Below are 26,501 nucleotides of genomic sequence, written 5' to 3' on the forward strand. Positions count from 1 at the left end.
CATCCTGCTCTAGACCTTCGCGGCGCTCGCTGCCGCGTCGATATTCGCGACCAACTCGGCGTCGAGCCCGAGCGAGCCCGCCAGCCCGGCGAGGAAGTCCTTCTCCTTGGCCGTGTCGGGATTAATGGCGATGCGCGCCGCCATATAGATCTGCGCCGCCAATTCGGGGCTGGTTGCGCCTTCGACCAAGCTGTCGACCGAGGCCGGATGCGCCATCTCATTGGCCAGCCACTCATTGGCTTCGGGATCGAAGCCGGCTTCGCGCAGGCCGCCAAGGATGCTGTTGCGCTCGTCTTCGTCGATCGCCCCGTCGGCGGCGGCCGCCGCAATCATCGCGCGGATGAAGATCAGCGTCGTTGCCTCGTTCGCCGCCGCAGGCTCGAAGCCGGTGCCGGCAGGAGCCGGCTGGACCGGCTCCTGCGTGTCGAGCAGCGGCTTGCCGGCCTGATGGTTCTGATAGGCCTTGTAGGCCAGCCCGCCGATCAGCGCGAGACCGCCCAGCCTGGCGGCGGAGCCGACGACGGCCCGCCCAGCTGAGGAGCCGAAGACCAGCGCGCCGAGCCCGCCCAGCACTGCCGTCGCCACGGCTGGGTTGGCGTTGAACATGCCCTTGGCCTGTTCGAGCAGCTGGTCCGGCGTCTTGCCGCCGGAGATCTGGCTCAGGATGTCGTTGGCCTTCTGCTGTGCGCCGGTTTGCTGTGCGGCGTCCTGCACGCCTTGCGTCGCCTGCCCGAAGACACTGCCGACGAGCCCGCCCAGGCCCCCGGCACTGCCGGCTTGCTGCGCCAGATTGCCGAGCACGGCACCGAGGCCCGGGGTCTGTCCACCACCTTGCTGTCCCCCTTGCTGGCCGGCCTGGCTGCCGGCGCTGACGAGCGCATCGAGAAGTGATTTCGCGTTGAACATGGTCGGCTCCTTCGCAAGGCTTTGGTCGACATCATCATTCAGCCTGCACGCAAGCCAGGGCTCGCACAACGGCTGGAGCCGGATGATGTCAGACGGGCTCACCAAGTGATCGCATCTGACATCTGAATCCGTCTCTCATCTAAGAGTTGAGAGCAGGATCGATGCTCTTGGCACGCCATGCGAGGGAAGAATGACGACATCAAGGCCCGGGCAGCGGCAGCAGGCCAGGCTCCTTCAGGGTCTCCAGCGCGATTTCGGAGCGCACGCGCGCCACGCTCTCATGCGGCATCAGGATCTCGTTGATGAAGCGCGACAGCTCCTTGAGATCGCCGACCGCAACCTTGAGCAGGTAATCGGCTTCCCCGGTCAGGGCATGGGCCTCGAGGATCGCCGGCGTCAGCCGGACCAGATCGCGGAAGCGCCGCGCATTGTCGCGTGAATGCGTGTTGAGCGCGACATGGATGAAGACGGTGATGCCGAGCCCGATGGCGGAGGGCTCGATCAGGGCGCGGTAGCCGCGGATCGTGCCGTCCTGCTCCAGCCTTTGCCGCCGCCGCGAGATCTGGCTCGCGGAGAGGCCGACCTTCTCGGCCAGGGCGCCGTTGGTGAGCGATGCGTCCTGCTGGAGTGCGTCGAGCAGGCGCCAGTCGAAGCTGTCGAGATTGGGCGGTGTTTGCATCATATTCCTCTCATGCGCGTATTCTGTGCGCAATCCGCGGTTACGCAAGCGCCTTTGCACGCTCCGTGCCCCGCTCACGCGCGAAGATGATGGCAGGCAATCTGGAGGAGAATGTCCATGGGTCCGTTTCCGTTCGACGCCGTCCCGCCCGCCATCTCCGAGGCCAATCCGATGGGGACGGATGGCTTCGAATTCGTCGAATACGCCCATCCCGAGCCGGAGAAGCTGGGTGAGTTGTTCGAGCGGATGGGGTTCACGCGGGTCGCTCAGCACCGCTCCAAGAAGGTGACGCTCTACCGTCAGGGCGACGTCAATTTCGTCGTCAATGCCGAGCCGAACTCATTCGCGCAGGGCTTTGCGGTCGAGCACGGCCCTTGCGCCTGCGCCATGGCCTTCCGCGTCGTCGACGCCAAGCACGCCTTCGAGCGCGCGGTCTCGCTCGGCGCCGAGCCCTATGAGAGCAGGGTCGGCCCTGGCGAATTGGCGATCCCGGCGGTGAAGGGCATCGGCGGCTCGATCCTCTATTTCGTCGAGCGCTATGGCGAGAAGGGTTCGATCTGGGATGTCGATTTCGAGTGGACGGCTGAGCGCGATCCCCATCCCGAGCAGGCCGGGCTGTATTACCTCGACCACCTGACCCACAACGTCCATCGCGGTCGCATGGACCATTGGGCCGGCTGGTACGGCAAGCTGTTCAATTTCCGCGAGATCCGCTTCTTCAACATCGAAGGCAAATTGACCGGGCTGATCTCACGCGCTTTGACCTCGCCTTGCGGCAAGATCCGCATCCCGATCAACGAGTCGCTCGACGACAAGAGCCAGATCGAGGAGTACCTGCGCCAGTACAAGGGCGAAGGCATCCAGCATGTCGCGATGGGCGCGCGCGATATCTACGCCACCGTCGAACAGCTGCGCCGCAACGCGCTGCCCTTCATGCCGGCTCCGCCCGAGACCTATTACGAGAAGGTCGATGCGCGCGTGCCCGGCCATGGCGAGCCGGTCGCGCGGTTGAAAGCCACCGGCATCCTGATCGATGGCGAGGGCGCAGTCGCGCTCGGCGAGAAGGAAGGCCGCATGAGCAAGGTCCTGCTGCAGATCTTCTCCGGCACGGTGCTCGGGCCGATCTTCTTCGAGTTCATCCAGCGCAAGGGCGATGACGGCTTCGGCGAAGGCAATTTCCGCGCTTTGTTCGAATCGATCGAGGAGGATCAGATCCGGCGCGGGGTGCTCAGCGCTCCACAGGCGGCGGAGTGAAGGGCGGCATGGCTGCGTCCTCTCCTCAGGGGGCAGCCTTTCCGTTCACGGCTTCAGGCGGCGCGGGCGCGTCAGTCCGTCATGCGGCTCGGCCTCGTCTGCTGCGTGATGCAGTATGATCGCATGCGCCTCCGACCAGCGCTGGATCTCCTCGAAAACCGGCCGCAGATCGAAGGCGGCCCGGGTGAGTTCGTATTCCACGCGCGGCGGCACCTCGGCATAGAGCGTGCGCTTGACGAGGCCGTGCCTCTCCAGATCGCGTAGCTGGGCGGTCAGCATATGCTGGGTGATGCCCGGGATCGCCCGGCGCAATTCGCCGAAGCGCAAAGTGCCCTGGGTGAGCTCCCAGAGGATCTCGCCCTTCCATTTGCCGGTCAGGATGCGCATCGCCGCCTGAAATTGCCGGACTGGCGGCGCGCCGGCGCAGGCCTTTGAATCCGTGTCGGATTCGGCGGTGCCGATCAGGTCCGAGGCTTCAATAGTCTTGTTTTTCATACTACGTTACAAAAAGCATCCTTCTTGTGTTTTCAATCCTACATCCGAATTGTGAGTGAAGGAAGCGGTCGATGAACGGCCGCTTTCCCCCGTTTTCACCCCTAATTCGGCAGGGATTCATGTCACTCACTCACATTGAGACGGTGCCGCGCTGGCGCCGGATCGGTCTATGGAGCCTGAAGGTTCTGCTCGCGGCAGTTTTCCTCGCGGCTGGCGGCGCCAAGCTCGCGGGCGTGCCGATGATGGTCGAGAATTTCGAGCATCTCGGCTTGGGGCAGTGGTTCCGCTATGTCACCGGGACGCTGGAGGTGATCGGCGCTGTCGCGATCCTGCTTCCCGCCTTCGCGGCTTTCGGCGGCGCGCTTCTCGCGACCATCATGGTCGGCGCCACCCTGGCCCATCTCTTCGCCATCCCGGGCCCGTCGCTTCCGGCGATCGTGCTGTTCGCCCTCAGCGCGATCGTCGTGTTCGCGCATCGTGATCAGGTCGAAAGTTTCGCTGACCGGGTCTTCGGCGATCACGATTGAGACATCGCGGCCAGAGCCTGCGGCGGCCTTCATCCCCATAGTTCCCTACAATCTCCAGAGATCAGCATGATACGATTCACGATCGCGGCGTTGGCGCTGCTTGCGCTCTCCGCTTGCCACACAACCGAACTCGGCCGTCAGGTCGGCTGGCCCGAGCCCCAGCGCATATCGCAATGACAGCGAGCGGCGGCGTATGCCGCCGCTCGAGCGGCCAGGCCGTATCGCTGGGGTATCTTGTCGTCCCGCAGAAATCAGCGTAGCGGCTGTCGTGATGCATCGGAACAGATGCGCGCTCGGAGGGACGGCCATGACGACGGCGACTGCTGAAACTCTGCGCGGCCATCAAGGCCCCTGGTGGACCCATCTTTACGTGCAGGTCCTGACGGCGATCACGATCGGCGTCCTGCTCGGGCATTTCTACCCGCAGACCGGCGAGGCGATGAAGCCGCTCGGCGACGCCTTCATCAAGGCGATCAAGATGATCATCGCGCCGATCATCTTCCTTACGGTCGTCCATGGCGTTGCCTCGATGGACGACATGAAGAAAGTCGGCAGGGTCGGCCTCAAGGCGCTGCTCTATTTCGAGCTGGTCACGACGCTGGCGCTGGTCGTCGGCCTCGTCGTGATCAATCTCTGGAAGCCGGGCGTCGGCATGAATGTCGACGTCAACACGATCAATACCTCGGGCATCGCCGCTTTCACGGCCAAGGCGCACGACCAGAGCACCGTCGCCTTTCTGATGGCGATTGTCCCCGAGACGGTGGTCGGGGCCTTCGCCAATGGTGAAATCCTGCAGGTTCTGTTCTTCGCCCTGCTCTTCGCCTTCGGCCTGCAGATGATCGGCGAGCGCGGCAAGCCGGTGCTGAAATTCGTCGACGACATCTCGCTGGTCTTCTTCAAGATCGTCGGCATCATCATGAAGGCAGCGCCGATCGGCGCCTTCGGCGCGATGGCTTTCACCATCGGCAAGTTCGGTGTCGGCACGCTGCTCTCGCTCGGCAGCTTCATGGCGGCCTTCTACACCACCTGCCTGCTCTTCATCTTCGTCGTGCTGGGCACGATCGCGCGGCTGACTGGTTTCTCGATCATCAAGTTCATCGCCTATATCAAGGAAGAGCTCTTGATCGTGCTTGGCACCTCTTCGTCCGAGAGCGTGCTGCCGCGCATGATCGCCAAGATGAGCCATCTCGGCTGCAAGGAGAGCGTCGTCGGGCTCGTCATCCCGACCGGCTATTCCTTCAATCTCGACGGCACCTGCATCTACCTGACCATGGCCGCGATCTTCCTGGCGCAGGCGACCAATATCGACCTGACGCTTTCGCAGGAGATCGGCATCATCGCCGTGCTGCTGCTGACCTCGAAGGGCGCGGCCGGCGTCACCGGCTCGGGCTTCATCGTGCTGGCGGCGACGCTGGCCTCGGTCGGCCATATCCCTGTGGCCTCGATCGCGCTGATCCTCGGCATCGACCGTTTCATGTCGGAGGCGCGCGCGCTGACCAATCTGATCGGCAACGGCGTCGCCACCATCGTGGTCTCGAAATGGGAGAACTCCCTCGACGAGAAGCGCATGCACGCGATCCTCGACAAGGAGACCGGGTTCGACGTCGAGGGCGAGCCGGAGCGGGTCGCGGCCTGATCCGGGAGGCGGAGCGCCTGCTCTCATCTCTTTGGTGAGAGACGGATTCAGATTTCAGATGGGATCACTTTGTGAGCCCATCTGACGTCATCCGGTTCTAGAGCAATTTCCGATCAAACTGGATCGTTCAACTACTCTAGGCCATTGTTTTAACGCGTTTTCTTCATGCGAACCGGTATCCACTTCGCTCGAAAACGCTCTAGGGAGCGAGCTTGCGCATCATCAAGGGTGCGCCGACGGCTGGATCCTTGCGCCAGAGCCCGCTCTCGAAGACGAGATCGAGGCTGTGGCCCTTGCGCGCGACCAAAGTGAGCCGGCCTGCGCCATAGCGCCAGCCAGCGGGATCGAAGATCGTCAACCCGGTATCCTGGCACGGCCCTTCCAAAGCGGCAGGCGCACGGTCCAGCGGGCCGGGCGTCAGGACGAGCTTGCAGGCCTCGCGGTTGTGCTGGCGCATCACTGAATAGCGGCCGGGCAAGGTGTCGGCGGCAGGCGCGCGCGCCGGATCGACGGCTGTCGGCCGCTGGGCCGCGACTGCGGCTGACTCAGCCGGGTTCGACGGCGCGCGGCGCGCCGCGCGCGGGTAACCCTTGGGGTCGAGCCAATATTGCTGCCCGTCCGCCGTCTTGCCCTGCAGCCCGGTCTCTGTGCCTGTCCGGCCGAAGGCGAGCACGGCCTTGCCGGAGCTGTCGTCGAGGCGCGGGGAGCCGTCGGGCATGACGGTCCAGGCGGCGACCTGGTCGAGCAGCGGGAGCGCCCGCCGGCAGGTCGCGGGAAAGCGGACCTGCCGGCCATTGCCGGCAGGCTCGATGCCGAGCGTGATGGTGCATTTGCGCGATGCTCCGACCCGTTCGAGATCCCAGGCGCCGAGCAGCGGGCGAAGGCTGTCGGGCGCCTTGTCGGCGCCGCGCGGCAGCGGTGGGGTCTGGGCGTGGGCGGCGCCTGCGAGCGCGATCAGGCCTGCCGCAAGAAACGACAGGCCTCGCATTCCGTGAGGTTTGCGCTGCAATCTCAGGCTTTCGTCCATGGCGTCTCGGGAACCGGCGTGAGGGGGCCCTTGCCATCGAACCATGACAGCAGGTTGTCGACCACAAGCTGGCCCATCTGCTCGCGGGTGTGGACCGAGGCCGAGCCGACATGGGGCAAGAGCACGGCATGCTCGATCGCGATGAGCTCGGCCGGCACGCGCGGCTCGTCCTCGAAGACGTCGAGACCGGCCGACAGGATCGTCTTGTTCTGCAGCGCCTCGATCAACGCCTTCTCGTCGATGACGGTGCCGCGGCCGACATTGACGACGATGCCGTTGGGGCCGAGCGCCTTCAGCACCTCGGCGTTGATGATGTGATGGGTCGAGGCGCCGCCGGGCGCGACCGAGACCAGCGTGTCGACATCCGCTGCCATCTCGACCAGCGAGGGATAGTAGCGATAGGGCACATCGGCCTGGCGTGAGCGGCCATGATAGGCGATCGGCACGCCGAAGGCCTCGAGCCGATGTGCGACCGCCTTGCCGATGCGGCCGAGGCCGACGATGCCGATCGAGCGCTTGCGCAGCGAGGTCGTTAGCGGATAGGCGCCCTTCAGCCACTTGCCTTCGCGCAGATAGCGGTCGACCTGCGGCAATTGCCGGATCGTCGAGAGCAGCAGGCCGATGGTCAGGTCGGCGACCTCATCGGAGAGCACGTCGGGGGTGTTCGAGACGACGAGGCCGCGCTTACCGGCCTCCGCCGCATCGACATTGTCGTAGCCGACGCCGAAATTCGCGATCATCTCCAGCTTGGGCAGAGCGTCGAACAGCGCGCCATCGATCCTGATATGGCCGCCGCCGGCGATGCCGCGCACGCGCTCGCCAACCTCACGCAGGAAAGCGGCCTTGTCCTCGGCCTTCCAGAGCTCGTGCACGGTGAAGCGCGCCTTGAGCTGGTCGGCGGCATAGGCCATCAGCGGGCCCGTCATGATGATCTCGGTTGCGTTGGGCCGTGTCATGGCGTGCGTTTCCATCGTCTGGGGAAGAATGGGAGAAAACTTGATTCGGTGAATCTGAATCGATTAGATTGCGGCGTCGAGCGCTTCCGCGCGCAACTGCCGCCCATCTCTACACGCCTCGCGATGCGGGAAAAGCGCCGATGGGCGCATATGTAGTATGATTTATTCACGCGATTTTGTGGGTTAGCGCGCTGCTGTTCGGCCCCAGAAAGGCCAGCGTCGAGTTCAGGGCGTCGATCACCAGCGCCGTCATCCGCGAGGCCGCAAGGTCGCCGTCGCGCTGGATGATCGCCTCCAAGACGCGCTCATGATCGACGAGCGATTCGACGAAGTAATTGCGGTCATCGGCCGATTTGAGCAGCAGCGTCCACTGAATCGCCGCGGTGACGACGCTCGTCAGGCATTGCAGGGCGGAGTTCTGCGTCGCGGCAAAAATGGCCTCATGAAAGGCGAGATCGGCCCGGATCGTCGCCTCGGCATAGGGCGGGTTGTCGGTCATGCCGCGATAGGACGCCTCGATGCGCGCAAGGTCGGCGGGAGAGCGGCGGATCGCGGCAAGGCGCGCGGCGCTCGGCTCGACGAAACGGCGCAACTCGAAGAGATCGCGGATGAATTTCTCGTTCGGGTCGGCCTTGAAATGCCAGGACAGGACATCGGGGTCGAGCAGGTTCCAGCTTTCGCGAGGCGCGACGCGGGTGCCGCTTTTCGGCCGGGACTCGACCAGCCCCTTGGCGGTGAGCACCTTGACGGCCTCGCGATAGGCCGTGCGCGAGACCGAAATCTCGGAGCGCAACGCGTCCTCATTGGGCAAGAGCTCGCCGGCCTTGAAGGTTCCGGAGATGATGGCGACAGCGAGTTTCTGCGCGACCTGCCCGAACAGACGGTCGGCATTCAAGGTCGTCGGCCGCGAAAAATCGCGCACCCGCATCGTCTTGGCCTTCCTTCCGCATCGCAGCAAAACGCGCTGGGAAACCCGGCGCTTTCGCTGCACTCCCGGCGCTTGACACGCCTGTCCGTATCGTATGACTTTATCGCAGATGAAATTGGACGCAACAGGCGTGGCCTGGACTGCGGCCATTGGCATCGATCGGTCACAAGAAGCCGATAGAGCAAGCGGCGCGGAACGCTCGGGTCTTGGCCCGGACGGCACCGTGTCCTCGGGGAAGCAAGTCCAAAGGAAGGCTCACATGGCCTCAGTCCAGATTGCCGACGTGCGCAAGGCCTATGGCACGACGCAAGTCATCCATGGTGTCGACATCGACATCAGCGACGGCGAATTCGTCATCCTGGTCGGCCCGTCCGGCTGCGGAAAATCCACCCTGCTGCGCATGATCGCGGGGCTGGAGAACATCTCCGGTGGTGAAATCCGCATCGGCCCGCGCGTCGTCAACGACGTGCCGCCGAAAGAGCGCGATATCGCCATGGTGTTCCAGAATTATGCGCTCTATCCGCATATGACGGTGGCCGACAACATGGCCTTCTCGATGAAGCTCCGCAAAGCCCCGAAGGCCGAGATCGACGAGCGCGTCGGCAAGGCGGCGGGGATTCTCGGGCTCGACAAATTGCTCGACCGTTATCCGCGCCAGCTCTCGGGCGGCCAGCGCCAGCGCGTCGCCATGGGCCGCGCCATCGTGCGTGATCCGCAGGTCTTCCTGTTCGACGAGCCGCTCTCCAATCTCGACGCCAAGCTGCGCGTGCAGATGCGCACCGAGATCAAGGAGCTGCATCAGCGACTGAAGACCACCACGGTCTATGTCACTCACGACCAGATCGAGGCCATGACCATGGCCGACAAGATCGTCGTGATGCATGACGGCATCGTCGAGCAGATGGGCGCCCCGCTCGATCTCTACGACAAGCCCAACAACCTCTTCGTCGCGGCCTTCATCGGCTCGCCCTCGATGAATTTGCTGAAGGGCACGATCAAGCCCGAGGGCTTTGTGACCGAAGGCGGCGTCACCTGGCCAATCGGCAAGCACCCGGCGGATTCGAACGGGAAGGCTGCGGTCTACGGTATCCGGCCCGAGCATTTCCGGCTCGATCCCAACGGCCTGAAGGCCGAGGTCGTGGTCATCGAGCCGACCGGCTCGGAGACGCAGGTGGTGGTGCGCTGCGGCGGCCAGGAAATGACCTGTGTCTTCCGCGAGCGGATCGATGCGAAGCCCGGTGAGAACATCGGCATCACGCCCGACACCAATGTGACGCATCTCTTCGATGCGGCGACAGGCAAGCGGATCGACTGAGCCCGGCTTCGCGAAGCCGGCAGCAAGCAGTCCACGCGATCAGGAGAGACCACAACGCGACATCAAGCCCGGCCCGTTCCCTAGCGAACGGGCGGGCCGACAGAAAAACCGGATGGTCCGGTTCAAGGCGGCCGAAAAAGAGCTGCCGGACCCATATCCCCAGGGAGGATGAAGATGAATTTCGATCGCAGATCGCTGATCAAGGGCGGTGCGGCGCTGGGCCTCGGCGCCGGCACGAACCTGCTCGACTATGCCAAGGCCTGGGCGCAGGCCTCGCCGTTCAAGGTGGAGCCGAACGCCAAGATCAACCTGATGCGCTGGAAGCGCTTCGTCGAGGCCGAAGACGTCGAGTTCATGAAGCTCGTCGCGGCTTTCGAGGCGGCGACCGGCGCCAAGATCACCGTCACCAACGAATCCTATGACGATCTGCAGCCCAAGGCTTCGGTCGTGGCCAATACCGGGCAGGGGCTCGACCTTGTCTGGGGTCTCTATTCGCTGCCGCATCTGTTCCCGCAGAAGTGCCTCGATCTCTCGGATGTCTCGAAATATCTCGGCGAGAAGCATGGCGGCTGGTTCCCCTCGGCGGAGGCTTACGGCAAGCTCGGCAACAAATGGATCGGCATTCCGATTGCCGCCAGCGGCGGCCTGGTCAATTACCGCATCTCCTCGATTAACAAGGCCGGGTTCAAGGAATTCCCCAAGGACACCGCCGGTTTCCTTGAGCTCTGCAAGGCGCTGAAGGCGAACAACACTCCGGCGGGCATGGCCTTCGGCCACGCCTCGGGCGATGCCAACACCTGGCTGCACTGGCTGCTCTGGAGCCATGGCGGCAACCTCGTCGACAAGAACGACAAGGTCGTCATCAACACGCCCGAGACCGCCAAGGCGCTCGAATACGGCAAGGCGCTCTACGACACCTTCATTCCCGGCACGGCCTCGTGGAACGATTCCTCGAACAACAAGGCTTTCCTCGCCGGCGAATTGCATACCACCGTCAACGGTATCTCGGTCTATGTCGCGGCCAAGAAGGAAAAGCCCGAAATGGCGGCCGATATGGACCACGCCTATATGCCGATCGGGCCGGTGGGTAAGCCGACCGAGCTGCACCTGCCCTTCACGATGCTGGCCTTCCAGTTCACCAAGGTGCCGAACGCCTGCAAGGCCTTCATCGCCTTCATGCTGGATGCGCCGCAGTTCAACCCGTGGATCGGCGCGGCGCAGGGCTACCTGTCGCACTTCCTGGCCGAATACGACAAGAACCCGGTCTGGACCGCCGATCCGAAGACCACGCCCTTCCGCGACGTCGCCAAGCGCACGCTGACGCCGGCGGGCCTAGGTACGCTGGGCGAGAAGGCGGCCTCGGCGATCGCCGATTTCATCGTGGTCGATATGTTCGCGAATTACGCCACCGGCCGCGAAGACATCAAGGGCGCCATGGCCGGTGCCGAGCGACAGGCCAAGCGCATCTATCGCTGAGCCTGGACAATTGCTTGCCACTGCCCGCTCCTGCGGGCTGTGGCAGGCGTCCCGGCACATCGTAAAATCGCAATCCGGCTCGCCTGGCCGGACCCGTTTTTCATCCTGACACCGGAACCGCGATGGCCAATTCAGCAATCGAGATGCCGGCCGTACTGACCAGGAGCAGGAGCGAGCGCTCCGCCTGGCAGAAGCTGTGTAGCAGCCGCAACTGGCTCGGATTCTGGTACATGCTGCCCGCTGCCGGCATCCTGATCCTGTTCCTGGGCTACCCGCTTTTCCTCGGCGTCTGGCTCTCCTTCACCGACACCAAGATCGGCCGCGCCGGCGAGTTCATCGGCCTGGAGAACTATGAGTGGCTCGGTGGTGACAGCGTCTTCTGGATGTCGGTGTTCAACACGCTGCTCTATACGGTGGTCGCCAGCGTTGCGAAGTTCGCGATCGGGCTTTATCTCGCCTTGCTGCTCAACAAGCACCTGCCGTTCAAGGCCCTGATCCGCGCGCTGGTACTGATCCCCTTCATCGTGCCGACGGTGCTCTCGGCCATCGCCTTCTGGTGGATCTACGATGCGCAGTTCTCGATCATCTCATGGTCGCTGCGCCAGCTCGGCTGGATCGACCACAACATCAACTTCCTCGGCGACCCCTGGAATGCGCGCTGGTCGACGATCTTCGCCAATGTCTGGCGCGGCGTGCCCTTCATCGCGATCACGCTGCTGGCCGGCTTGCAGACCGTCTCGCCCTCGCTCTATGAAGCAGCGACGCTCGACGGCGCCACGAACTGGCAGCGCTTCCGGCACATCACCTATCCGCTGCTGACACCGATCATCGCGGTGGTGATGACCTTCTCGGTCCTGTTCACCTTCACCGATTTCCAGTTGATCTGGGCGTTGACGCGCGGCGGCCCGGTCAACGCGACCCATCTGATGGCGACCTTGTCCTATCAGCGTGCGATCATCGCTGGGCAGCTCGGCGAGGGCGCGGCGATCTCCACGGCGATGATCCCCTTCCTGCTCGCTGCCATCGGCATCGCCTGGTACGGGCTCCAGACACGCAAATGGCAGCAGGGCGGCAGCAATGACTAGCATCGACGCCGGCCACCGCGCCGCCACCCAGGACCATAGCGAGGGAATGGCCTATCTCGAGACGGTGCCGAGCCGCATCGTCACGACCTATATCCCGCTGTTCCTGATCCTCGTCGTGCTGCTCTTCCCGTTCTACTGGATGGCGCTGACGGCGGTGAAGCCCGACAGTCAGCTCATCGAGATGGACAAGGTTAGCCCATTCTGGACCTGGACGCCGACCTTCAAGCACATCCACAAGCTGCTGTTCGAGAGCGATTATCCGCGCTGGCTCTGGAACACGATGTTCATCGCCACCTGCGCCACCTTCATCTCGCTGGTGGCCAGCGTGCTCGCGGCCTATGCGATCGTGCGCCTGCGCTTCAAGGGGGCCCAGACCGTCGGCGCGCTGATCTTCCTGGCCTATCTCGTGCCGCCCTCGATCCTGTTCATCCCGCTGGCGACGGTCATCTACAAGGTTGGCCTGTTCGACACGCCGCTGGCGCTGATCCTGGTCTATCCGACGATCCTGATCCCGTTCTCGACCTGGCTCCTGATGGGCTATTTCAAGACCATCCCCTTCGAGCTCGAGGAATGCGCCCTGATCGACGGCGCCAATCGCTGGCAGATCCTGACCAAGATCATCCTGCCGCTGGCGATCCCGGGGCTGATCTCGGCCTTCATCTTCTCGTTCACGCTGTGCTGGAACGAGTTTATCTACGCGCTGACCTTCCTGTCATCGACGCAGAACAAGACGGTGCCGGTGGCGATCGTCAACGAGTTCGTCGATGGCGACATTTATCGCTGGGGCTCGCTGATGGCCGGCGCGCTGGCAGGCTCCTTGCCTCTCGTCATCCTCTACGCCTTCTTCGTCGAGCACTATGTGTCGGCGATGACCGGGGCGGTGAAGGAGTGACCATTTGGCGTCGGATCGGCTAGGTTACATGAGGAGAGAATAATCGAGGACTGATATGGCAACTGATATTCCAAACTGGCTGGCGCTCCCTTTGGGTGTGCTTCTGAGCACGATAGTGTCAGTTCTTATCGTGGTGAAGCAGAAGAATATAATTGACTTCTATGGGACAAAGAATTCTACGTTTAAGGAAAGAACTAAAGCTAAAGACATTCAGATGTTTAGTGAGGCCAAGCATTATTGCGATAACAAAATTGAGTTTATAATATATCAGAATTTTATAATTAATAATAGATTTATAGACATTCTATTTATTATTGGCGCATCCACGTCGATGATCGTATTATTCAGCATAAGATCGATGATTTCCGATGCTGATGTCGATATGTATTTCGTAAAAATGAAACTTTCGAAGATTATTATGTTGGCTTATCTTTCGTCTTTCTTCGTGCAATTCATTTGGTGTTTCAATCGATTCATGCGCGCAAAACGTTTTATGTGGCGCGTGGGGCAGTTCCATTTGTTCCAGGCGGAACTCAAAAAGAAGTGGGGGACATCGGAATTTGACTAGCATCGCCTTCATCGGGCTCGGCGCCATGGGTGCGCCAATGGCCGAGAACCTCGTCAAACGGCAGTTCCGCGTCACCGGATTCGACATGCGCGAAAGCGCACGCGACGCGCTGGCCGCGGCCGGTGGGCATGCTGCCGACAGCGCCAAGGCCGCCGCGTCGGGCGCCGAGGCGCTGGTGCTGATGGTGGTGAACGCCGCTCAAGCGCGCGCGGTCCTGTTCGAGGCCGGCGCGCTTGCAGCGCTCAGCGACGGCGCGGTCGTCATGCTGATGGCGACCTGCCCGCCCGGCGAAGTCGAGGCGATCGCGGCCGAGGTCGTCAAATCCGGTCGGCATTTCGTCGATTCGCCTGTCTCGGGCGGTGTGGTCGGGGCAAGGGCCGCGACGCTCTCGATCATGGTCGGCGCGCCGCAGGAGAGCTTCGACAAGGCCAGGCCCGTGCTCGACGCGATGGGCGACAAGGTCTTCCATGTCGGTGAGAGGCCGGGGCAAGGCGCGACGGTGAAGACCGTCAACCAGCTGCTTTGCGGCGTGCATATCGCGGTTGCAGCCGAGGCGCTGTCGCTGGCGGAGAAGGCTGGAATCGACGGGCGCGTGCTGTTCGAGATCATGGGCGGCTCTGCGGCATCCTCGTGGATGCTCAGGGATCGCGGCCCGCGCATGCACGAGCCCGATCCGGCTGTCGCCAGCGCCGTCGACATCTTCGTCAAGGATCTCGGCATCGTGCTCGATGCCGGGCGCGCCGCCAAGACGGCGCTGCCGCTGGCGGCTGCCGCCCACCAGATGTTCCTGGCGACCTCGGGCCTGGGCCATGGCGCACGCGACGATTCGCAGGTGGTGCGGGCCTATCGTGCGCTCAACGCCAAGCCTGCGAATGATCCGTGAGGCCAGGCTCAGCGCCTGGGTGGAGCGGTCGTGGCGCGCAGTACGAGCTCCGGCGTCAGCAGCAGGCGCCGCGTCGGGGCGGCGGGCTCGGCGATGCGCTTGATCAGGAACTCCGCGGATTTGTGGCCCATCTCGTCCTGAAAATTCCTGATCGTCGTCAGGGCCGGATACCACTGCGCCGCCTCCTGAACGTCGTCGCAGCCGATCAGCGAGAAATCGACGCCCGCCTCCAGCCCGCGATGGCGCAAGCCCATCATGGCGCCAAACGCGGTCAGGTCGTTGAAGCAGACTGCGGCCGTCGGCGGGTCGTCGACGTCGAGGACCGCCTGGATGCCCTTGAGGCCGTTCTCGCGCGTGCCATAGGCGGAATAGACGATGGCCGGGTCGAGCGGCATGTCGTGCCGCGTCAGCGTCCCGCAATAGCCGGCATAACGGTTGCGGCCGGTCGAGATGCTTTGGCTCTCGCCGAGAAAGGCGATGCGACGGTGGCCGAGCGCGATCAGATGCTCCACGGCGAGAACCGTGCCCTGGCGATCGTCGGAGCCGACGAAATCGAGGTCGAGCCCGATGACCTCGCGCGAGAGCTGGACGAGCGGCACGCCGGCCGCGATCAGGTGGTCGAAGGCCTCGGGCGTGCTGCCGCCGGCCGCGCAGATGATCATGCCGTCGGGGCGGTATTCCTTCAGCGTGGAGAGCACACGGTCCTGGCGCTCCAGGTTCTCGGCATAGGTGCCGAGCAGGATCGAGCGGCCATGGGCGGTGGCCGTCTCCTCGATCGCGGCCAGCAATTCGGCGAAATACGGGTTGGTGATGTCGTGGAAGCCGACGCCCAGGATGTTGGTGCGGTCGGTGCGCAAGGAGGCGGCGCTGCGGTTGTAGCTATAGCCCATCTCGCGGGCGATTTGCTGGACGCGCGTGCGCGTCGCCTCGGCGACCAGCGGCGAGCCGCGCAGCGCCAGCGAGACCGTCGCGGTCGAGACCGAGAGATGGTCGGCGATGATCTGCAGGGTGACGCGCCCACGACCGTTGAGGATGGCCGGCGGGTTCGCGGTCCTGCCCGGGGGCGTCGTCTCGGGCGGGGGGCCTTTGCCGGTCATGCGCGCTTCTCCGGAAGCGGAATCAAGACCTCACAGCCTGTCCTGGGCCCGGCCATTCCGTCACTCGATCATGTCAGTCTCATAGAAACAGGAGAAATTGAAGATGAGCGCAAGCAAAGAGTCCATCGGTTTCATTGGCGTCGGCCTGATGGGCCAGGGCATGGCCCGCAATCTAGTGGATAAGGGCTTCCCGCTGACCGTGATGGGCCACCGCAACCGCAAGCCGGTGGAGGCGCTGGTCGCGGCCGGCGCAAAGGAGGCCAAGACGCCGAAGGAGCTGGCCGAGAACGCGACGATCATCTTCCTGTGCGTCACGGGCTCGGCCCAGGTCGAGGCGGTGGTGAACGGCCCCGACGGCATCGCGGCCGGGGCCAGGCCCGGGACCGTGATCGTCGATTGCTCGACCTCCGATCCGGGCGTCACGGTTCGGCTCGCGGCCGAGTTGGAAGCGAAGGGCCTGCATCTCGCGGATGCGCCGCTCGGCGGCACGCCGGCCCAAGCGGCGCTCGGGCAGCTCTCGGCGATGGTCGGCGCCGCGCCCGAGGTGTTCGCACGGATCAAGCCGGCCTGCGAGGCCTGGGCGCAAAAGGTCGTGCATCTCGGCCCGGTCGGCGACGGCCACAAGATGAAGCTGCTCAACAACTTCCTCTCGATGGGCTATGCGGCGATCTATTCGGAGGCGCTGACGCTGGCGCAGAAGATCGGCATCACGCCGCAGACCTTCGACAGCGTTTTGCGTGGCAGCCGGATGGATTGCGGCTTCTACCAGACCTTCATGCAATATGTGCTGGAGCGCGACCGCGACGCCCACAAGTTCACGCTGGTCAATGCGCTGAAGGATGTCCGCTATCTCGAGAGCGTCGCGAATGCGGCGGGCGTGCCCAACCCGGTCGGCAACGCCGTGAAGAACGCGTTCGCCTCGGCCGTTGCGGCAGGGAAGGGCGAGGATTACGTGCCGATGCTGTCGGACTGGATCGCCTCGCAGAACGGCATCTCGCTGGCTGGGAAGGGCTGAGCGTCTAGTTCGAAAGCATGCGCCTCAGGAAGCATCATCCGCGCCGTCATCCCGGACGCAGCGAAGCGGAGATCCGGGATCCATCGTAGGGAACTGCGCTCTACGATGGATCCCGGGTCAGCGCGGCTTTGCCGCTTGCCCGGGATGACGCTGTGTTTCCGGGAAAACTTGTCAGGACTTTGCCAGCAGAGCCGCTAGCCGCTCCGACAGCCCCTTGCTGCCAACCGGCGGCGGGAACGCCAGATCACCGCTCTCAGGCTTGGCCAGAGGCGCCCGCATTGCTGCGAGCACGGCGGCGATGCCGGTCTCGACCGAGCAGAGCACGGGGATGTCGACGAGGGGCTGGACGCGCGCGGCCAACCCCGCGAGCCCGGCTCCGCCGAGGATGATCGCGCCGGCGCCGTCGCGCTGCGCAGTCTTGCGGCAAGCCGCTGCGAGGAGCGCGATCGAGCCTTCCGGATCGCGGGCGATGTCGGCCCCTGTCGGGGCAACTGTCTCGACAGCGGCGAGGCGCTCACCGAGCCCCAGCATCGCGACGAATTCGTGCAGGATCGGACCCCAACGCTCGCCGCCGGTGACGATCGAGAAGCGACCGGCCTTCTGTGCGGCGGCCTTGCAGCTCGCCTCGGCCATGCCGATGACGGGTATGGGGGCCAGCTCCTTCAGCGCGAACAGGCCGGGATCGCCGAAGCAGGCGAGATAGACCGCATCGCAGCCCTCGCCATGTTCGGCATAAGCCTCGAGCGCGGCATGGGCGGCGATCGCGCCGGCGCTGCGGCTGGCGATGTACTGCGCTCCAAACCGCCCGGTGGCGGCTTTCAGGGAGACGCCTGCCGGCAGATGCGGCGTGACGACGCGCACGACCAGATCGGTCATCTCCGGCATCGTGTTGGGATTGATCAGGAGGATGCGCAAGAGAGCCTCGGAACGGTTAGATAACGTCGGGGCGACGCGGCGGCCCGAACTTCCCATCATTGTAATATTATCGATTATTTTTGAGGTATAGCTTTGTTCCAATATCCATCAATCGACTGAATTCCTCGGGCCATCCCTCAGGTAGCTCGACGACCAGATCAAGCTTAAAGACACCCTGAGGATTTGGCTGCGCTATGATCGACCGCATGAAAGCGGAAATTTCCGGAAGCCGTTCGGTTGGGTAGAGCGCACCCCTGGCAAAATGTCGTCCAATCGATTCAAATTCTTCCGGGGGGCGCACGAACATTGCTTCTTCGGCTATATCGACGAAGCGCTGTGCGCACTGCCCGTAAAGGCGACAGGCGTGAACAATATCGAGCGGGTTTCCCGACTCACCCGGCTCTCCCCATGCTGTCATGAGCTCCGATAGCAATTGCTTCAAGCAATCTGCTTCGTCCGCAAGTTCTGATATTTTGATTTGAAACCAATTATTAAATTCATTTATATCAATGCTTCGTTTCGGGCGCGTGTACAATCCCTTTTTAAGTTGAATTGCTCTTCTGATGGGTTCTTGAAGATGGAAATCAAGCAACTCAGCGGTTGCTATATACTCCCAGAAATCTGCCTTCTCTTCGATGACCTGTTTAATAAAAAGCGGAATTTCACCCAGCTGATCCGTCTCACGCCGGGCGATCTGAAAGCGCAAAAGCTCGCCCGGTTTGCCCAACTCGCGAAGAACGGCCTCTTCTTGATACGATTTCCAGCTCAAAATGAGTTCGGCAGGATAGCGAGCCCCGTCTCGATCGATCAACCCGTGGCAATCCCGACAGAGCCAGATCGCATTCGCAATCATCGAGCGCTCGACATCACTCATGACACCCCGGTACCGCGCCGATCCGGGTTGTGCTCCATAAATATGAGCGGCCTCGCCAATGCTTGTTGCTTTGGATGGCTCCGTGTTCGGCCCGACCGTAAGCTTGCTGCAGTCAGGATTGGAGCAACGGTGCGCCACACGTTTCGAAAGCGCATCGATCGTCTTTAAACTGAATTCCGGTGGCAATGGGCGCTCCTAACCAGCCTATGCAGGTGCAGGTTGATGACGTTGTGCTCTTGCCGTCAACTCGATGCCGAGCGCCTTCATGACCGCGATGGTGGTGGTTTTCAGGGTCGGGTTGCCGTTCCCGCTGAACGAACGATAGAGCTGTTCGCGCGAAAGCCCCGTTCGTTCGCGATCTGGGTCATGCCTTTGGCGCGAGCAACGATACCGAGCGCATGCGCGATGTAGTTCGCATCTTCCGACGCGAACGCTTCCGCCATGAAGGCCGCAATGGCCTCATAGGATGTCAGCCCCTCGGCGGGGTCGAAGATGGCCCGTTTCCCGGCCATGTCATTCACCCCGTTCTTTCGCCTGATGTTCGCCGCCGTAACGGAGCGCCGGGCGCGGGGCTGGTCAGGGTTGCGAAGCCAACCGCGCGTCACGCAACCTCGAACCGGTCGTTCTGCGAGAACAGGTCGATTTCCACGGATAGCTTGTTCACGCGCGACACCGGAATCCGACGACGTCCTTCGGTAAGCAATTCGATCAATCCGAAGGCTTCCAGCTTCCCAAGGGTGCGTAGCAGGTTCGGTTCGGCTCTCTTGCTCAGTCGGGCAAGATCGGCAACCGATTGCGGATGCTCGTCGCGGATCAGTCGCAGAAGCGTCCGGTTTTCCGGCGTCAGCAAGCGCAAGAGCACGTCGGCGGTCTCGAAACTTGTCCGCGCTGCATCAACTGGCGCGGGCTTTTCACCGCGTGCGACAGCCTTCATTTCGTTCCGCAGATCCTTATGATTCTGAATCTTGTACTCGGTCATGATGTCTTGCTTTCCTCTGTTGCTATGACGGTCAGTTCAATCCTCCGCTCGGTCAGCACGCGTTCCACTTCGTCAAAAAAATCGTCCACCAACTGTTCGGCGCTCACAAACTGATAGGGCCTCCCCAAATCGTCCGTGCTTCTGTGCCAGTGGTCGGCTTCGACGGGCTTCTTGGCATAGCGGCCTCCCACAGGCGCAACCGTATGGGCGTTGTCGAAGCCGATAAGTCGTGCCCCATCCGGCCCGTGGAGCGTAAATGAATATCGAAGCCCGTGTGGTCGCTCGGGCGTCGGTTCGATCCGCTTGATATCGAACTTCACGAAGTACCCATCGGGGTAGTGATGTTTGCGGCCATCGAAGGCGAGCAGAAATTCCAGCGTGTGTTCCGGCACAGCTTTATTCATATCATATCATCATATGATATGCTGCTGAAATCAAGAAATCTGACGATAAGCGGTGGAGGGGCGTGGATTCGCTATCTTGGCGTCGATCCCGCTGGCCCGAGCTCCGCCTGCCGCATGAGGCTGTCCATATTGTTAGGCAGTTCGGAGCGACTGACCCATGCTCGTGGAAAAGGCGATTGAACCGCCTAAATCTCCACACCCTTCAAGGCGTTGGGAGGCCTGAAAGCGGTTGAAAATGCTGTGGTGCCCCTGGCCGGAATCGAACCAGCACTCCTTGCGGAACTCGATTTTGAGTCGAGCGCGTCTACCAATTCCGCCACAGGGGCCCTTGCAGGCGGGCGGGACTATAGCGATCGAACGCGCGCGGTCAATGCATCTGCCACACTGCGTGAAATTGCATATCAGCCTGCGCAAACGCATGGACGAGCGAGGAGCTCCCCACTACTAAACCCGCCATGATCAAGCGCCTCTACGAATGGACCATGTCCCTCGCCGCCCGGCCGCGCGCCGAGCTCTGGCTCGCCGTGGTCGCCTTCGTCGAGAGTTCGTTCTTTCTGATCCCCGCCGATGTGCTGTTCGTGCCGATGGCGCTGGCGCGGCCAGCCCGGGCCTATCGGCTGGCCTTGATCGCGACGGTGTTCTCCGTGCTCGGCGGTATCGCCGGTTATGCTCTGGGCTATTACGCCTTTGAAGCGCTGGCGCGGCCGGTGCTCGCCTTCTACGGCAAGCTCGGCGCTTTCGAGGCCCTGCGCGCCTGCGCTGGGCCCGACACCACGCTGATTCTGCTGACGACCTCGGGGCTGGCGCATCTGCCGCCGATCAAGGTGGTGACGATCCTGGCCGGAGCAGTGCATATCGGCCTTGGCTTCTTCATCCTGTCCTGCGTGCTGGCGCGCGGCGCGCGCTTCTTCGCGCTCGCCTTCCTGCTCCGCCGTTTCGGCGAGACGATCCGCCATTTCATCGAACGTCGCTTGAAAGTGATCGCCGTCGTCGCGGCTGCAGTGCTGATTGCGCTTTATTTCGGCCTCAAGCTGGTTGCAGGTTCCGGGCAGCTTCTCTCCTGCTGAGCGCCTTGCCATGACAAGTTCGACCCTCGACCGACCCAGCGCCGGCAGCTCGGTCTCTCCAGCCCGCGTGATTCTGCTGATCGGGCTCGGATGCCTCGCGCTGATAGCGGGCGCCTGGTTCTTCGAGCTGGTCCTGGGCCTGCAGCCCTGCAAGCTCTGCCTCGAGCAGCGCCTGCCGCATTACGCCGCGATCGGCCTTGCTGCCGCCGGGCTGGTGCTGGCGCGTTCGCTTCGGCTGCAATGGCTGGTGCTGCTCGGGCTCGCCGGGTTGATGGCGTGGAGCACCTGGCTCGGCTTCCACCACGCCGGCGTCGAATGGGGCTGGTTTCCCGGTCCCACCGATTGCGCCGGCGCGGCGCCGACCGTTGCCGGCGTGCAGGACTTCATGAAGCAGCTGCAGACGGTGAAAGTCGTCTCCTGCACGGAAGCCGCATGGCGCTTCCTTGGCCTGTCGCTGGCAGGCTGGAACGCGCTGGCTTCGCTCGTGCTGCTGGTCGCGGCCCTGTTCGGGCTGGCACGGGCACGGAGCGCCTGAGGCGCTCCGTGAAGGGGGCTTCTCTCAGGCGGCTGCGGCCTGCCAACCCTGGCCGAGTTCTTCGCTGACGACATTCACCCAGTAGCGAACGCCGTCGGGGATGATCGCGTCGTTGAAATCGTAGCGCGGCGTATGCAATCCGGCGAAGGAGCCGTCCGCCGCGACGCCATTGCCGATCCGCATGAAGGCGCCGGGCTTGACCTCCATCATCTCGGCGAAGTCCTCGCCGCCGGTGCCGGGCCTGATCGCGCCATTCACATTGGCCGCTCCGACCGAACTGGTCGCCGCCGCGACCGCAACCGCGACCTGATCGGGCTGGTTGAGCAGGGCGCGCGGCCCGCGATGATAGGACGCCTCGGCGGTGCAGCCCCAGGCCTGCGCGGTGGCCTCGGCGATCTCGGCGATGCGCCGCTCGATCAAGGCGCGGATATCAGGCGAATAGCTGCGGGCCGTGCCGCCGATCGACAATTCCGAGGGCACGACATTGGACGCCTCCGTCGAGCCGGAATGGATATAGCCGACGCTGATCACGGCGGTGTCGAGCGGCGGGACGTTGCGGCCGACGATGCCCTGCAGCCCGAGCACGAAATGGGCCTGGGCGTAAGTGATGTCGGTGGAGAGATGCGGCTGCGAGCCGCCATGACCGCCGACGCCGCGGAAGGTCACGGCCCAGCTATCGGCGGCGGCCAGCATCGGGCCGTTGCAGGTGCCGAAATGCGCGACAGGCATGCCTGGCGTGTTGTGCAGGCCGTAGATCGCGTCGCAGGGAAAGCGCTCGAACAGCCCGTCCTTCAGCATCGCGACCGCCCCGCCACGGCCTTCCTCGGCCGGCTGGAAGATCAGGTGCAGCGTGCCGCCGAAATCGGGATTCGCGGCGAGATAGCCTGCCGCGCCCAGCAGCATCGTGGTGTGGCCGTCATGGCCGCAAGCATGCATCTTGCCGGGATATTGCGAAGCGTAGGGCAGGCCGGTCTCCTCGTTCAGCGCGAGGCAGTCCATGTCGGCGCGCAGGCCGACGGCGCGCTGACCGGCTCTGTGGCCCCGGATGACGCCGACGACACCGGTGCCGCCGATGCCCTCGGTGACCTCCACGCCCCATTCGCGCAGCTTGGCTGCGACCAGGGCGGAGGTGCGATGCTCCTCCAAGCCAAGCTCCGGATGGGCATGGATATCGCGCCTGATCGCGGTCAGTTCCGCATGGTGCTGATCGAGCCACTGGTCCAGAGTAGTCTTGTGGTCCAGGACAGTCTTGGTCATCGTCATCCTCGGCTTGATCAGCGGCGTCCGCACGCCTGATTGTGCCGTAGATACAAGACGTTGCCTGGCCAGCCGTCAAGCCGGCTCACGGCTCCAGTTCGGAATCCCAGTAGAGATAATCGAGCCAGCTCTCATGCAGGTAATTCGGCGGGAAGAGCTTGCCGTTGCGGTGCAAATCATTGACCGTCGGCGCGTAGGGCTTCTGCGTCGGGAACATCTCGATCGCCGCCGGCATCTTGTCACCCTTGCGCAGATTGCAGGGCGAGCAGGCCGCGACGACGTTCTCCCAGGTGGTGAGGCCGCCTCTGGAGCGCGGTACGACATGGTCGAAGGTCAGATCTTCGCGCGAGGTGCAGTACTGGCAGGAGAAGCGGTCGCGCAGGAATACGTTGAAACGCGTGAAGGCCGGCGTCCGCGACGGCTTGATATAGGTCTTCAGCGAGACGACCGAGGGCAGCTTCATGTTGAAGCTGGGGCTGCGCACCACCGTATCGTATTCGGAGACGATGTTGACGCGGTCCATGAAGACCGCCTTGATCGCGTCCTGCCAGCTCCACAGCGATAGGGGATAATAGCTCAGAGGCCGGAAATCGGCATTGAGCACGAGTGCCGGACAACCGTCCGGCGACGCCATCGGATGCATCACATGCGCCGTCAAACCCGCCGCACCTCCGCTAATCGGAACGGGACGAATCCCGTCACATGATCAATGTAAGCGCGAGACGACAGGAATGTGAAGAGGATGCGGCGTTAAGGCAGCATCAGCCGTCATGGTCGGCCTTGAGCCGACCATCTCTTGAAGGAGAATTTCGAAGAGGCGCCCGGGGCAAGCCCGAGCACGATCGCAGGGTTCAGCGCGTCGGAACCGGCTTCTCGCCGCGATAATCGTAGAAGCCGCGCTTGGTCTTGCGGCCGAGCCAGCCGGCCTCGACATATTTCACCAGCAGCGGGCAGGGGCGGTATTTCGAGTCGGCGAGCCCGTCATGCAGCACCTGCATCACCGACAAGCAGGTGTCGAGGCCGATGAAGTCGGCAAGCTGGAGCGGGCCCATCGGGTGATTCGCGCCGAGCTTCATCGCGGTGTCGATCGCATCGACCGAACCGACGCCCTCATAGAGCGTGTAGACCGCCTCGTTGATCATCGGCAGCAGGATGCGGTTGACGATGAAGGCCGGGAAATCCTCCGAGACCGAGACGGTCTTGTGCAGCTTGCCGACGAATTCCTTGGCGAGTTCGAAGGTCTGGTCGTCGGTGGCGATGCCGCGAATCAGCTCGACGAGCTGCATCAGCGGCACGGGATTCATGAAGTGGATGCCGATGAAGCGCTCGGGCCGGTCCGTAGCCGCCGCCAGCCGCGTGATCGAGATCGAAGAGGTGTTGGAGGCCAGCATCGTCTCCGGCTTGATATGCTGGCAGACGGCGGTGAAGATCTTGCGCTTGGTTTCCTCGCTCTCGGTCGCGGCCTCGATGATGAGGTCGCAATCGCCGAGCCCCGACAGTTGCGGCGCGGCGAGGATCTTGGCCATGGCGTCGCGGCGAATCTCGTCACCGATCGCACCCTTGGCGACCTGGCGCGCCATGTTGCCGTCGATGGTGGCGAGCGCCGCCTTGATCCGGTCCTCGGCGAGATCGTGCAGCCGGACCTCGAACCCGGCCACGGCCGCGACATGGGCGATGCCGTTGCCCATCTGGCCCGCGCCGATGATGCCGATCGTCTTGATCGCCCTGTCCGACATGGTCTGATCCATCTTTGGTGGCACCGCTTCCACTTCGGAGGCCGGTGCGGGCCGCCTTGACGGCAGCCCGGTTGTCATATGTTGGCCGGCGCCAGCCTGGTCGCCGGCTTCCTTGTCGATCGACTTGCCGCGCTTGCTACTTGCCGAGCTTGGCGAGCTCGGCTTCAAGCTCGGGCATGATCGTGAAGAGATCGCCAACGAGGCCGTAATCGGCGATCTGGAAGATCGGCGCCTCCTCGTCCTTGTTGATGGCGACGATGACCTTGGAGTCCTTCATGCCGGCGAGATGCTGGATCGCGCCGGAGATGCCGACCGCGACATAGAGGTCGGGAGCGACGACCTTGCCGGTCTGGCCGACCTGCCAGTCATTGGGGGCGTAGCCGGCATCGACCGCGGCGCGCGAGGCGCCCATGGCCGCGCCCAGCCTATCGGCGACGGGCTCGATCACCTTGGTGAAGTTCTCCGCCGAGGCGAGCGCGCGTCCGCCGGAGACGATGATCTTGGCCGAGGCGAGCTCGGGCCGATCGGATTTGGCGACCTCCTCGCCCTTGAACGTGGAGACGCCGGGATCGCTCACGGCGGAGATGGCCTCGACGCTGGCCGAGCCGCCTTCGCCTGTCGCCTGGAAGGAGGCGGTGCGGATCGTCATCAGCTTCTTGGCCTCGGAGGACTGCACGGTCTGGATGGCGTTGCCGGCATAGACCGGGCGCTCGAACGTGTCGGGCGAGACGATCTTCATCACATCCGAGATCTGCATCACGTCGAGCAAGGCGGCGACGCGGGGCAGCACGTTCTTGCCGCCGGTCGTCGAGGCCGCGACGACGGCGTCATAGCCCTCGGCGAGCTTGGCGACGAGCGCGGCGAGCGGCTCGGCAAGGCCGTGGCCGTAGATCGTGGCATCGACCAGGAGCACCTTCTCGACGCCGTCGAGCTTGGCTGCCGCATCGGCCGCGCCCTTGGCGCCTTCACCGGCGACGAGGATATGGACGGGGGCGCCCAGCGCCTTGGCAGCGGTCAGCGCCTTGGCGGTGGCGTCCTTGATGGTGGCGTTGTCGTGTTCTGCAATCAGCAGCGTGGCCATCACAGCACTCCCGCTTCGTTCTTGAGCTTGGATACGAGTTCGGCGACGGAGCCGACCTTGACGCCGGCGGAACGGCCGGCCGGTTCACGCGTGTTCAGCACCTTGAGACGGGGTGCGACATCGACGCCGAGCGCCTCGGCCGAGGTTTCGTCGAGCGGCTTCTTCTTGGCCTTCATGATGTTGGGCAGCGAGGCGTAGCGCGGCTCGTTCAGGCGAAGGTCGGTGGTGACGATCGCCGGCAGCTTGAGCGAAACCGTTTGCAGGCCGCCATCGACCTCGCGGGTGACGTCCACCGTCTCCGCTTCGAGCGCGACCTTCGAGGCGAAGGTGCCCTGCGGCCAGCCCAGCAGGGCCGCCAGCATCTGGCCGGTCTGGTTGCAATCATCGTCGATCGCCTGCTTGCCGAGGATGACGAGCTGCGGGCTCTCCTGCTCGACCAGCTTCTTCAGCAATTTGGCCACCGCCAGCGGCTCGACCACGCCGTCGACCTTGACCAGGATGCCGCGATCGGCGCCCATCGCCAGACCGGTGCGGATCGTCTCGGCGGCTTGCGCCGGGCCGATCGAGACCACGACGACCTCGGTCGCCTTGCCGGCTTCGCGCAGCCGCAACGCCTCTTCGACCGCGATCTCGTCGAAGGGATTCATCGACATTTTCACATTGGCAAGCTCGACGCCCGAGCCGTCCGCCTTCACGCGGATCTTCACGTTGTAGTCAACCACCCGCTTGACGGGCACAAGGATCTTCATCGTCAAATCACCGTTCGGGAGAGGTCAGTTGCGGGGCCGCGCCGCGTCAATCGGCGGGAAGGCGGCATCGCGGCTCTCAGCTGGAATGCGGAGGGACCGTAACGACGCCCGTTTGCGCTTGTCAACGTTGCCAAAGTCTTGTCCGCCATGGCAGCAGGCGAGGTA

The 26,501-nt window shown here is 63.5% G+C and carries 28 protein-coding genes, 1 tRNA gene and 1 pseudogene; 12 read left to right on the forward strand and 18 right to left on the reverse strand.

The window, feature by feature from the left end; all coding sequences use genetic code 11:
• Nucleotides 1-9 precede the first annotated feature (9 nt).
• Both RMR04_RS01680 and RMR04_RS01685 read right to left on the reverse strand, forming a co-directional pair.
• Nucleotides 10-906, reverse strand: coding sequence for a tellurite resistance TerB family protein (locus tag RMR04_RS01680; RefSeq protein WP_311912638.1), 897 nt, complete (start codon nucleotides 904-906; stop codon nucleotides 10-12).
• Between the two features lie 199 nt (nucleotides 907-1,105).
• Nucleotides 1,106-1,585, reverse strand: a complete 480-nt coding sequence (locus RMR04_RS01685) for an Lrp/AsnC family transcriptional regulator (RefSeq protein WP_410492308.1) — start codon at nucleotides 1,583-1,585, stop codon at nucleotides 1,106-1,108.
• 117 nt (nucleotides 1,586-1,702) lie between these two features.
• Here RMR04_RS01685 and hppD point away from each other — a divergent pair, with 117 nt between their 5' ends.
• Complete coding sequence (gene hppD / locus RMR04_RS01690; RefSeq protein ID WP_311912640.1) at nucleotides 1,703-2,839, forward strand: 4-hydroxyphenylpyruvate dioxygenase; 1,137 nt, start codon at nucleotides 1,703-1,705, stop codon at nucleotides 2,837-2,839.
• A 45-nt stretch (nucleotides 2,840-2,884) separates the two neighbouring features.
• Here hppD and RMR04_RS01695 read toward each other — a convergent pair whose 3' ends face one another.
• Entirely contained in the window at nucleotides 2,885-3,226 is a 342-nt protein-coding gene (locus RMR04_RS01695) for a winged helix-turn-helix transcriptional regulator (RefSeq protein WP_311916022.1), read from the reverse strand.
• Between the two features lie 227 nt (nucleotides 3,227-3,453).
• Here RMR04_RS01695 and RMR04_RS01700 point away from each other — a divergent pair, with 227 nt between their 5' ends.
• Complete coding sequence (locus RMR04_RS01700) at nucleotides 3,454-3,861, forward strand: DoxX family protein (RefSeq protein WP_311912641.1); 408 nt, start codon at nucleotides 3,454-3,456, stop codon at nucleotides 3,859-3,861.
• A 307-nt stretch (nucleotides 3,862-4,168) separates the two neighbouring features.
• Nucleotides 4,169-5,497, forward strand: a complete 1,329-nt coding sequence (locus tag RMR04_RS01705; RefSeq protein WP_311912642.1) for a dicarboxylate/amino acid:cation symporter — start codon at nucleotides 4,169-4,171, stop codon at nucleotides 5,495-5,497.
• Between the two features lie 199 nt (nucleotides 5,498-5,696).
• On the opposite strand, the gene RMR04_RS01710 is transcribed toward RMR04_RS01705, so the two are convergent.
• The 3 genes from RMR04_RS01710 to RMR04_RS01720 all read right to left on the reverse strand — a co-directional run bounded on the left by RMR04_RS01710 (nucleotide 5,697) and on the right by RMR04_RS01720 (nucleotide 8,408).
• Nucleotides 5,697-6,524, reverse strand: a complete 828-nt coding sequence (locus RMR04_RS01710; RefSeq protein ID WP_311912643.1) for an AprI/Inh family metalloprotease inhibitor — start codon at nucleotides 6,522-6,524, stop codon at nucleotides 5,697-5,699.
• Nucleotides 6,509-7,480 (reverse strand): 2-hydroxyacid dehydrogenase, encoded by a 972-nt coding sequence (locus RMR04_RS01715; RefSeq protein ID WP_311912644.1) that lies wholly within the window; start codon nucleotides 7,478-7,480, stop codon nucleotides 6,509-6,511. The genes RMR04_RS01710 and RMR04_RS01715 overlap by 16 nt, the downstream gene beginning before the upstream one ends.
• 166 nt (nucleotides 7,481-7,646) lie before the next feature.
• Nucleotides 7,647-8,408, reverse strand: a complete 762-nt coding sequence (locus RMR04_RS01720) for a FadR/GntR family transcriptional regulator (protein ID WP_311912645.1) — start codon at nucleotides 8,406-8,408, stop codon at nucleotides 7,647-7,649.
• A gap of 259 nt (nucleotides 8,409-8,667) precedes the next feature.
• On the opposite strand from RMR04_RS01720, the gene RMR04_RS01725 reads away from it, so the two are divergent.
• The 6 genes from RMR04_RS01725 (at nucleotide 8,668) to RMR04_RS01750 (ending at nucleotide 14,627) form a co-directional block, all read left to right on the forward strand.
• Nucleotides 8,668-9,723: an ABC transporter ATP-binding protein gene (locus RMR04_RS01725; protein ID WP_310159570.1), complete on the forward strand. Its 1,056-nt coding sequence runs from the start codon at nucleotides 8,668-8,670 to the stop codon at nucleotides 9,721-9,723.
• Nucleotides 9,724-9,897: 174 nt separating this feature from the next.
• Nucleotides 9,898-11,199 (forward strand): ABC transporter substrate-binding protein, encoded by a 1,302-nt coding sequence (locus RMR04_RS01730; protein ID WP_311912646.1) that lies wholly within the window; start codon nucleotides 9,898-9,900, stop codon nucleotides 11,197-11,199.
• Nucleotides 11,200-11,321: 122 nt separating this feature from the next.
• Entirely contained in the window at nucleotides 11,322-12,284 is a 963-nt protein-coding gene (locus tag RMR04_RS01735) for a carbohydrate ABC transporter permease (protein WP_311912647.1), read from the forward strand.
• Nucleotides 12,277-13,176: a carbohydrate ABC transporter permease gene (locus tag RMR04_RS01740; protein WP_311912648.1), complete on the forward strand. Its 900-nt coding sequence runs from the start codon at nucleotides 12,277-12,279 to the stop codon at nucleotides 13,174-13,176. The genes RMR04_RS01735 and RMR04_RS01740 overlap by 8 nt, the downstream gene beginning before the upstream one ends.
• 55 nt (nucleotides 13,177-13,231) lie before the next feature.
• Nucleotides 13,232-13,744 (forward strand): hypothetical protein, encoded by a 513-nt coding sequence (locus tag RMR04_RS01745; RefSeq protein ID WP_311912649.1) that lies wholly within the window; start codon nucleotides 13,232-13,234, stop codon nucleotides 13,742-13,744.
• 25 nt (nucleotides 13,745-13,769) lie between these two features.
• Complete coding sequence (locus RMR04_RS01750) at nucleotides 13,770-14,627, forward strand: NAD(P)-dependent oxidoreductase (RefSeq protein ID WP_311916023.1); 858 nt, start codon at nucleotides 13,770-13,772, stop codon at nucleotides 14,625-14,627.
• A gap of 8 nt (nucleotides 14,628-14,635) precedes the next feature.
• On the opposite strand, the gene RMR04_RS01755 is transcribed toward RMR04_RS01750, so the two are convergent.
• Nucleotides 14,636-15,724 (reverse strand): LacI family DNA-binding transcriptional regulator, encoded by a 1,089-nt coding sequence (locus RMR04_RS01755; protein ID WP_311912650.1) that lies wholly within the window; start codon nucleotides 15,722-15,724, stop codon nucleotides 14,636-14,638.
• 103 nt (nucleotides 15,725-15,827) lie between these two features.
• Between RMR04_RS01755 and RMR04_RS01760 the strand changes: the two genes are divergently transcribed.
• Nucleotides 15,828-16,739 (forward strand): NAD(P)-dependent oxidoreductase, encoded by a 912-nt coding sequence (locus RMR04_RS01760; protein WP_311912651.1) that lies wholly within the window; start codon nucleotides 15,828-15,830, stop codon nucleotides 16,737-16,739.
• Nucleotides 16,740-16,910: 171 nt separating this feature from the next.
• On the opposite strand, the gene RMR04_RS01765 is transcribed toward RMR04_RS01760, so the two are convergent.
• From RMR04_RS01765 to RMR04_RS01790, 6 genes and pseudogenes are all read right to left on the reverse strand, one after another.
• Nucleotides 16,911-17,654 carry an aspartate/glutamate racemase family protein gene (locus RMR04_RS01765; RefSeq protein ID WP_311912652.1) on the reverse strand — a complete coding sequence of 248 codons (744 nt, stop codon included), beginning with the start codon at nucleotides 17,652-17,654 and terminating at the stop codon, nucleotides 16,911-16,913.
• A gap of 67 nt (nucleotides 17,655-17,721) precedes the next feature.
• Complete coding sequence (locus tag RMR04_RS01770) at nucleotides 17,722-18,714, reverse strand: hypothetical protein (protein WP_311912653.1); 993 nt, start codon at nucleotides 18,712-18,714, stop codon at nucleotides 17,722-17,724.
• Nucleotides 18,715-18,732: 18 nt separating this feature from the next.
• Nucleotides 18,733-19,040, reverse strand: a pseudogene (locus RMR04_RS01775) (addiction module antidote protein).
• An 89-nt stretch (nucleotides 19,041-19,129) separates the two neighbouring features.
• Nucleotides 19,130-19,507 carry an HVO_A0114 family putative DNA-binding protein gene (locus RMR04_RS01780; RefSeq protein WP_311912654.1) on the reverse strand — a complete coding sequence of 126 codons (378 nt, stop codon included), beginning with the start codon at nucleotides 19,505-19,507 and terminating at the stop codon, nucleotides 19,130-19,132.
• Nucleotides 19,504-19,911: a toxin-antitoxin system TumE family protein gene (locus RMR04_RS01785; protein WP_311912655.1), complete on the reverse strand. Its 408-nt coding sequence runs from the start codon at nucleotides 19,909-19,911 to the stop codon at nucleotides 19,504-19,506. The genes RMR04_RS01780 and RMR04_RS01785 overlap by 4 nt, the downstream gene beginning before the upstream one ends.
• Nucleotides 19,912-20,152: 241 nt before the next feature.
• A tRNA-Leu gene (locus RMR04_RS01790) sits at nucleotides 20,153-20,237 on the reverse strand.
• A 129-nt stretch (nucleotides 20,238-20,366) separates the two neighbouring features.
• Here RMR04_RS01790 and RMR04_RS01795 point away from each other — a divergent pair.
• Both RMR04_RS01795 and RMR04_RS01800 read left to right on the forward strand, forming a co-directional pair.
• Nucleotides 20,367-20,978: a YqaA family protein gene (locus RMR04_RS01795; protein WP_311912656.1), complete on the forward strand. Its 612-nt coding sequence runs from the start codon at nucleotides 20,367-20,369 to the stop codon at nucleotides 20,976-20,978.
• A gap of 10 nt (nucleotides 20,979-20,988) precedes the next feature.
• On the forward strand, nucleotides 20,989-21,513 hold the full coding sequence (locus tag RMR04_RS01800) for a disulfide bond formation protein B (RefSeq protein ID WP_311912657.1): 525 nt from the start codon (nucleotides 20,989-20,991) through the stop codon (nucleotides 21,511-21,513).
• Nucleotides 21,514-21,537: 24 nt separating this feature from the next.
• Here the strand turns inward: RMR04_RS01800 and RMR04_RS01805 are convergent, their stop codons facing one another.
• The 5 genes from RMR04_RS01805 to RMR04_RS01825 all read right to left on the reverse strand — a co-directional run bounded on the left by RMR04_RS01805 (nucleotide 21,538) and on the right by RMR04_RS01825 (nucleotide 26,336).
• Nucleotides 21,538-22,770 carry an amidohydrolase gene (locus RMR04_RS01805; protein WP_311912658.1) on the reverse strand — a complete coding sequence of 411 codons (1,233 nt, stop codon included), beginning with the start codon at nucleotides 22,768-22,770 and terminating at the stop codon, nucleotides 21,538-21,540.
• Nucleotides 22,771-22,855: 85 nt separating this feature from the next.
• Complete coding sequence (locus RMR04_RS01810) at nucleotides 22,856-23,413, reverse strand: HNH endonuclease (RefSeq protein WP_069693314.1); 558 nt, start codon at nucleotides 23,411-23,413, stop codon at nucleotides 22,856-22,858.
• 208 nt (nucleotides 23,414-23,621) lie between these two features.
• Nucleotides 23,622-24,506: a 3-hydroxybutyryl-CoA dehydrogenase gene (locus tag RMR04_RS01815; protein WP_311912659.1), complete on the reverse strand. Its 885-nt coding sequence runs from the start codon at nucleotides 24,504-24,506 to the stop codon at nucleotides 23,622-23,624.
• A 136-nt stretch (nucleotides 24,507-24,642) separates the two neighbouring features.
• Entirely contained in the window at nucleotides 24,643-25,587 is a 945-nt protein-coding gene (locus tag RMR04_RS01820; protein ID WP_311912660.1) for an electron transfer flavoprotein subunit alpha/FixB family protein, read from the reverse strand.
• Nucleotides 25,587-26,336: an electron transfer flavoprotein subunit beta/FixA family protein gene (locus RMR04_RS01825; protein ID WP_092172448.1), complete on the reverse strand. Its 750-nt coding sequence runs from the start codon at nucleotides 26,334-26,336 to the stop codon at nucleotides 25,587-25,589. Before RMR04_RS01825 ends, RMR04_RS01820 begins: the two co-directional genes overlap by 1 nt.
• Nucleotides 26,337-26,501: the final 165 nt, after the last annotated feature.

This window comes from Bosea sp. 685 (assembly GCF_031884435.1).
Lineage (GTDB): Bacteria > Pseudomonadota > Alphaproteobacteria > Rhizobiales > Beijerinckiaceae > Allobosea.

Bases quoted from the DNA above. Each gene is read 5' to 3' on its own strand.
- RMR04_RS01680 (WP_311912638.1), bottom strand. From the start codon at position 906: ATGTTCAACGCGAAATCACTTCTCGATGCGCTCGTCAGCGCCGGCAGC.
- RMR04_RS01685 (WP_410492308.1), bottom strand. From the start codon at position 1,585: ATGCAAACACCGCCCAATCTCGACAGCTTCGACTGGCGCCTGCTCGAC.
- hppD (WP_311912640.1), top strand. From the start codon at position 1,703: ATGGGTCCGTTTCCGTTCGACGCCGTCCCGCCCGCCATCTCCGAGGCC.
- RMR04_RS01695 (WP_311916022.1), bottom strand. From the start codon at position 3,226: ATGCGCATCCTGACCGGCAAATGGAAGGGCGAGATCCTCTGGGAGCTC.
- RMR04_RS01700 (WP_311912641.1), top strand. From the start codon at position 3,454: ATGTCACTCACTCACATTGAGACGGTGCCGCGCTGGCGCCGGATCGGT.
- RMR04_RS01705 (WP_311912642.1), top strand. From the start codon at position 4,169: ATGACGACGGCGACTGCTGAAACTCTGCGCGGCCATCAAGGCCCCTGG.
- RMR04_RS01710 (WP_311912643.1), bottom strand. From the start codon at position 6,524: ATGGACGAAAGCCTGAGATTGCAGCGCAAACCTCACGGAATGCGAGGC.
- RMR04_RS01715 (WP_311912644.1), bottom strand. From the start codon at position 7,480: ATGACACGGCCCAACGCAACCGAGATCATCATGACGGGCCCGCTGATG.
- RMR04_RS01720 (WP_311912645.1), bottom strand. From the start codon at position 8,408: ATGCGGGTGCGCGATTTTTCGCGGCCGACGACCTTGAATGCCGACCGT.
- RMR04_RS01725 (WP_310159570.1), top strand. From the start codon at position 8,668: ATGGCCTCAGTCCAGATTGCCGACGTGCGCAAGGCCTATGGCACGACG.
- RMR04_RS01730 (WP_311912646.1), top strand. From the start codon at position 9,898: ATGAATTTCGATCGCAGATCGCTGATCAAGGGCGGTGCGGCGCTGGGC.
- RMR04_RS01735 (WP_311912647.1), top strand. From the start codon at position 11,322: ATGGCCAATTCAGCAATCGAGATGCCGGCCGTACTGACCAGGAGCAGG.
- RMR04_RS01740 (WP_311912648.1), top strand. From the start codon at position 12,277: ATGACTAGCATCGACGCCGGCCACCGCGCCGCCACCCAGGACCATAGC.
- RMR04_RS01745 (WP_311912649.1), top strand. From the start codon at position 13,232: ATGGCAACTGATATTCCAAACTGGCTGGCGCTCCCTTTGGGTGTGCTT.
- RMR04_RS01750 (WP_311916023.1), top strand. From the start codon at position 13,770: ATGGGTGCGCCAATGGCCGAGAACCTCGTCAAACGGCAGTTCCGCGTC.
- RMR04_RS01755 (WP_311912650.1), bottom strand. From the start codon at position 15,724: ATGACCGGCAAAGGCCCCCCGCCCGAGACGACGCCCCCGGGCAGGACC.
- RMR04_RS01760 (WP_311912651.1), top strand. From the start codon at position 15,828: ATGAGCGCAAGCAAAGAGTCCATCGGTTTCATTGGCGTCGGCCTGATG.
- RMR04_RS01780 (WP_311912654.1), bottom strand. From the start codon at position 19,507: ATGACCGAGTACAAGATTCAGAATCATAAGGATCTGCGGAACGAAATG.
- RMR04_RS01785 (WP_311912655.1), bottom strand. From the start codon at position 19,911: ATGAATAAAGCTGTGCCGGAACACACGCTGGAATTTCTGCTCGCCTTC.
- RMR04_RS01795 (WP_311912656.1), top strand. From the start codon at position 20,367: ATGATCAAGCGCCTCTACGAATGGACCATGTCCCTCGCCGCCCGGCCG.
- RMR04_RS01800 (WP_311912657.1), top strand. From the start codon at position 20,989: ATGACAAGTTCGACCCTCGACCGACCCAGCGCCGGCAGCTCGGTCTCT.
- RMR04_RS01805 (WP_311912658.1), bottom strand. From the start codon at position 22,770: ATGACCAAGACTGTCCTGGACCACAAGACTACTCTGGACCAGTGGCTC.
- RMR04_RS01810 (WP_069693314.1), bottom strand. From the start codon at position 23,413: ATGCATCCGATGGCGTCGCCGGACGGTTGTCCGGCACTCGTGCTCAAT.
- RMR04_RS01815 (WP_311912659.1), bottom strand. From the start codon at position 24,506: ATGTCGGACAGGGCGATCAAGACGATCGGCATCATCGGCGCGGGCCAG.
- RMR04_RS01820 (WP_311912660.1), bottom strand. From the start codon at position 25,587: ATGGCCACGCTGCTGATTGCAGAACACGACAACGCCACCATCAAGGAC.
- RMR04_RS01825 (WP_092172448.1), bottom strand. From the start codon at position 26,336: ATGAAGATCCTTGTGCCCGTCAAGCGGGTGGTTGACTACAACGTGAAG.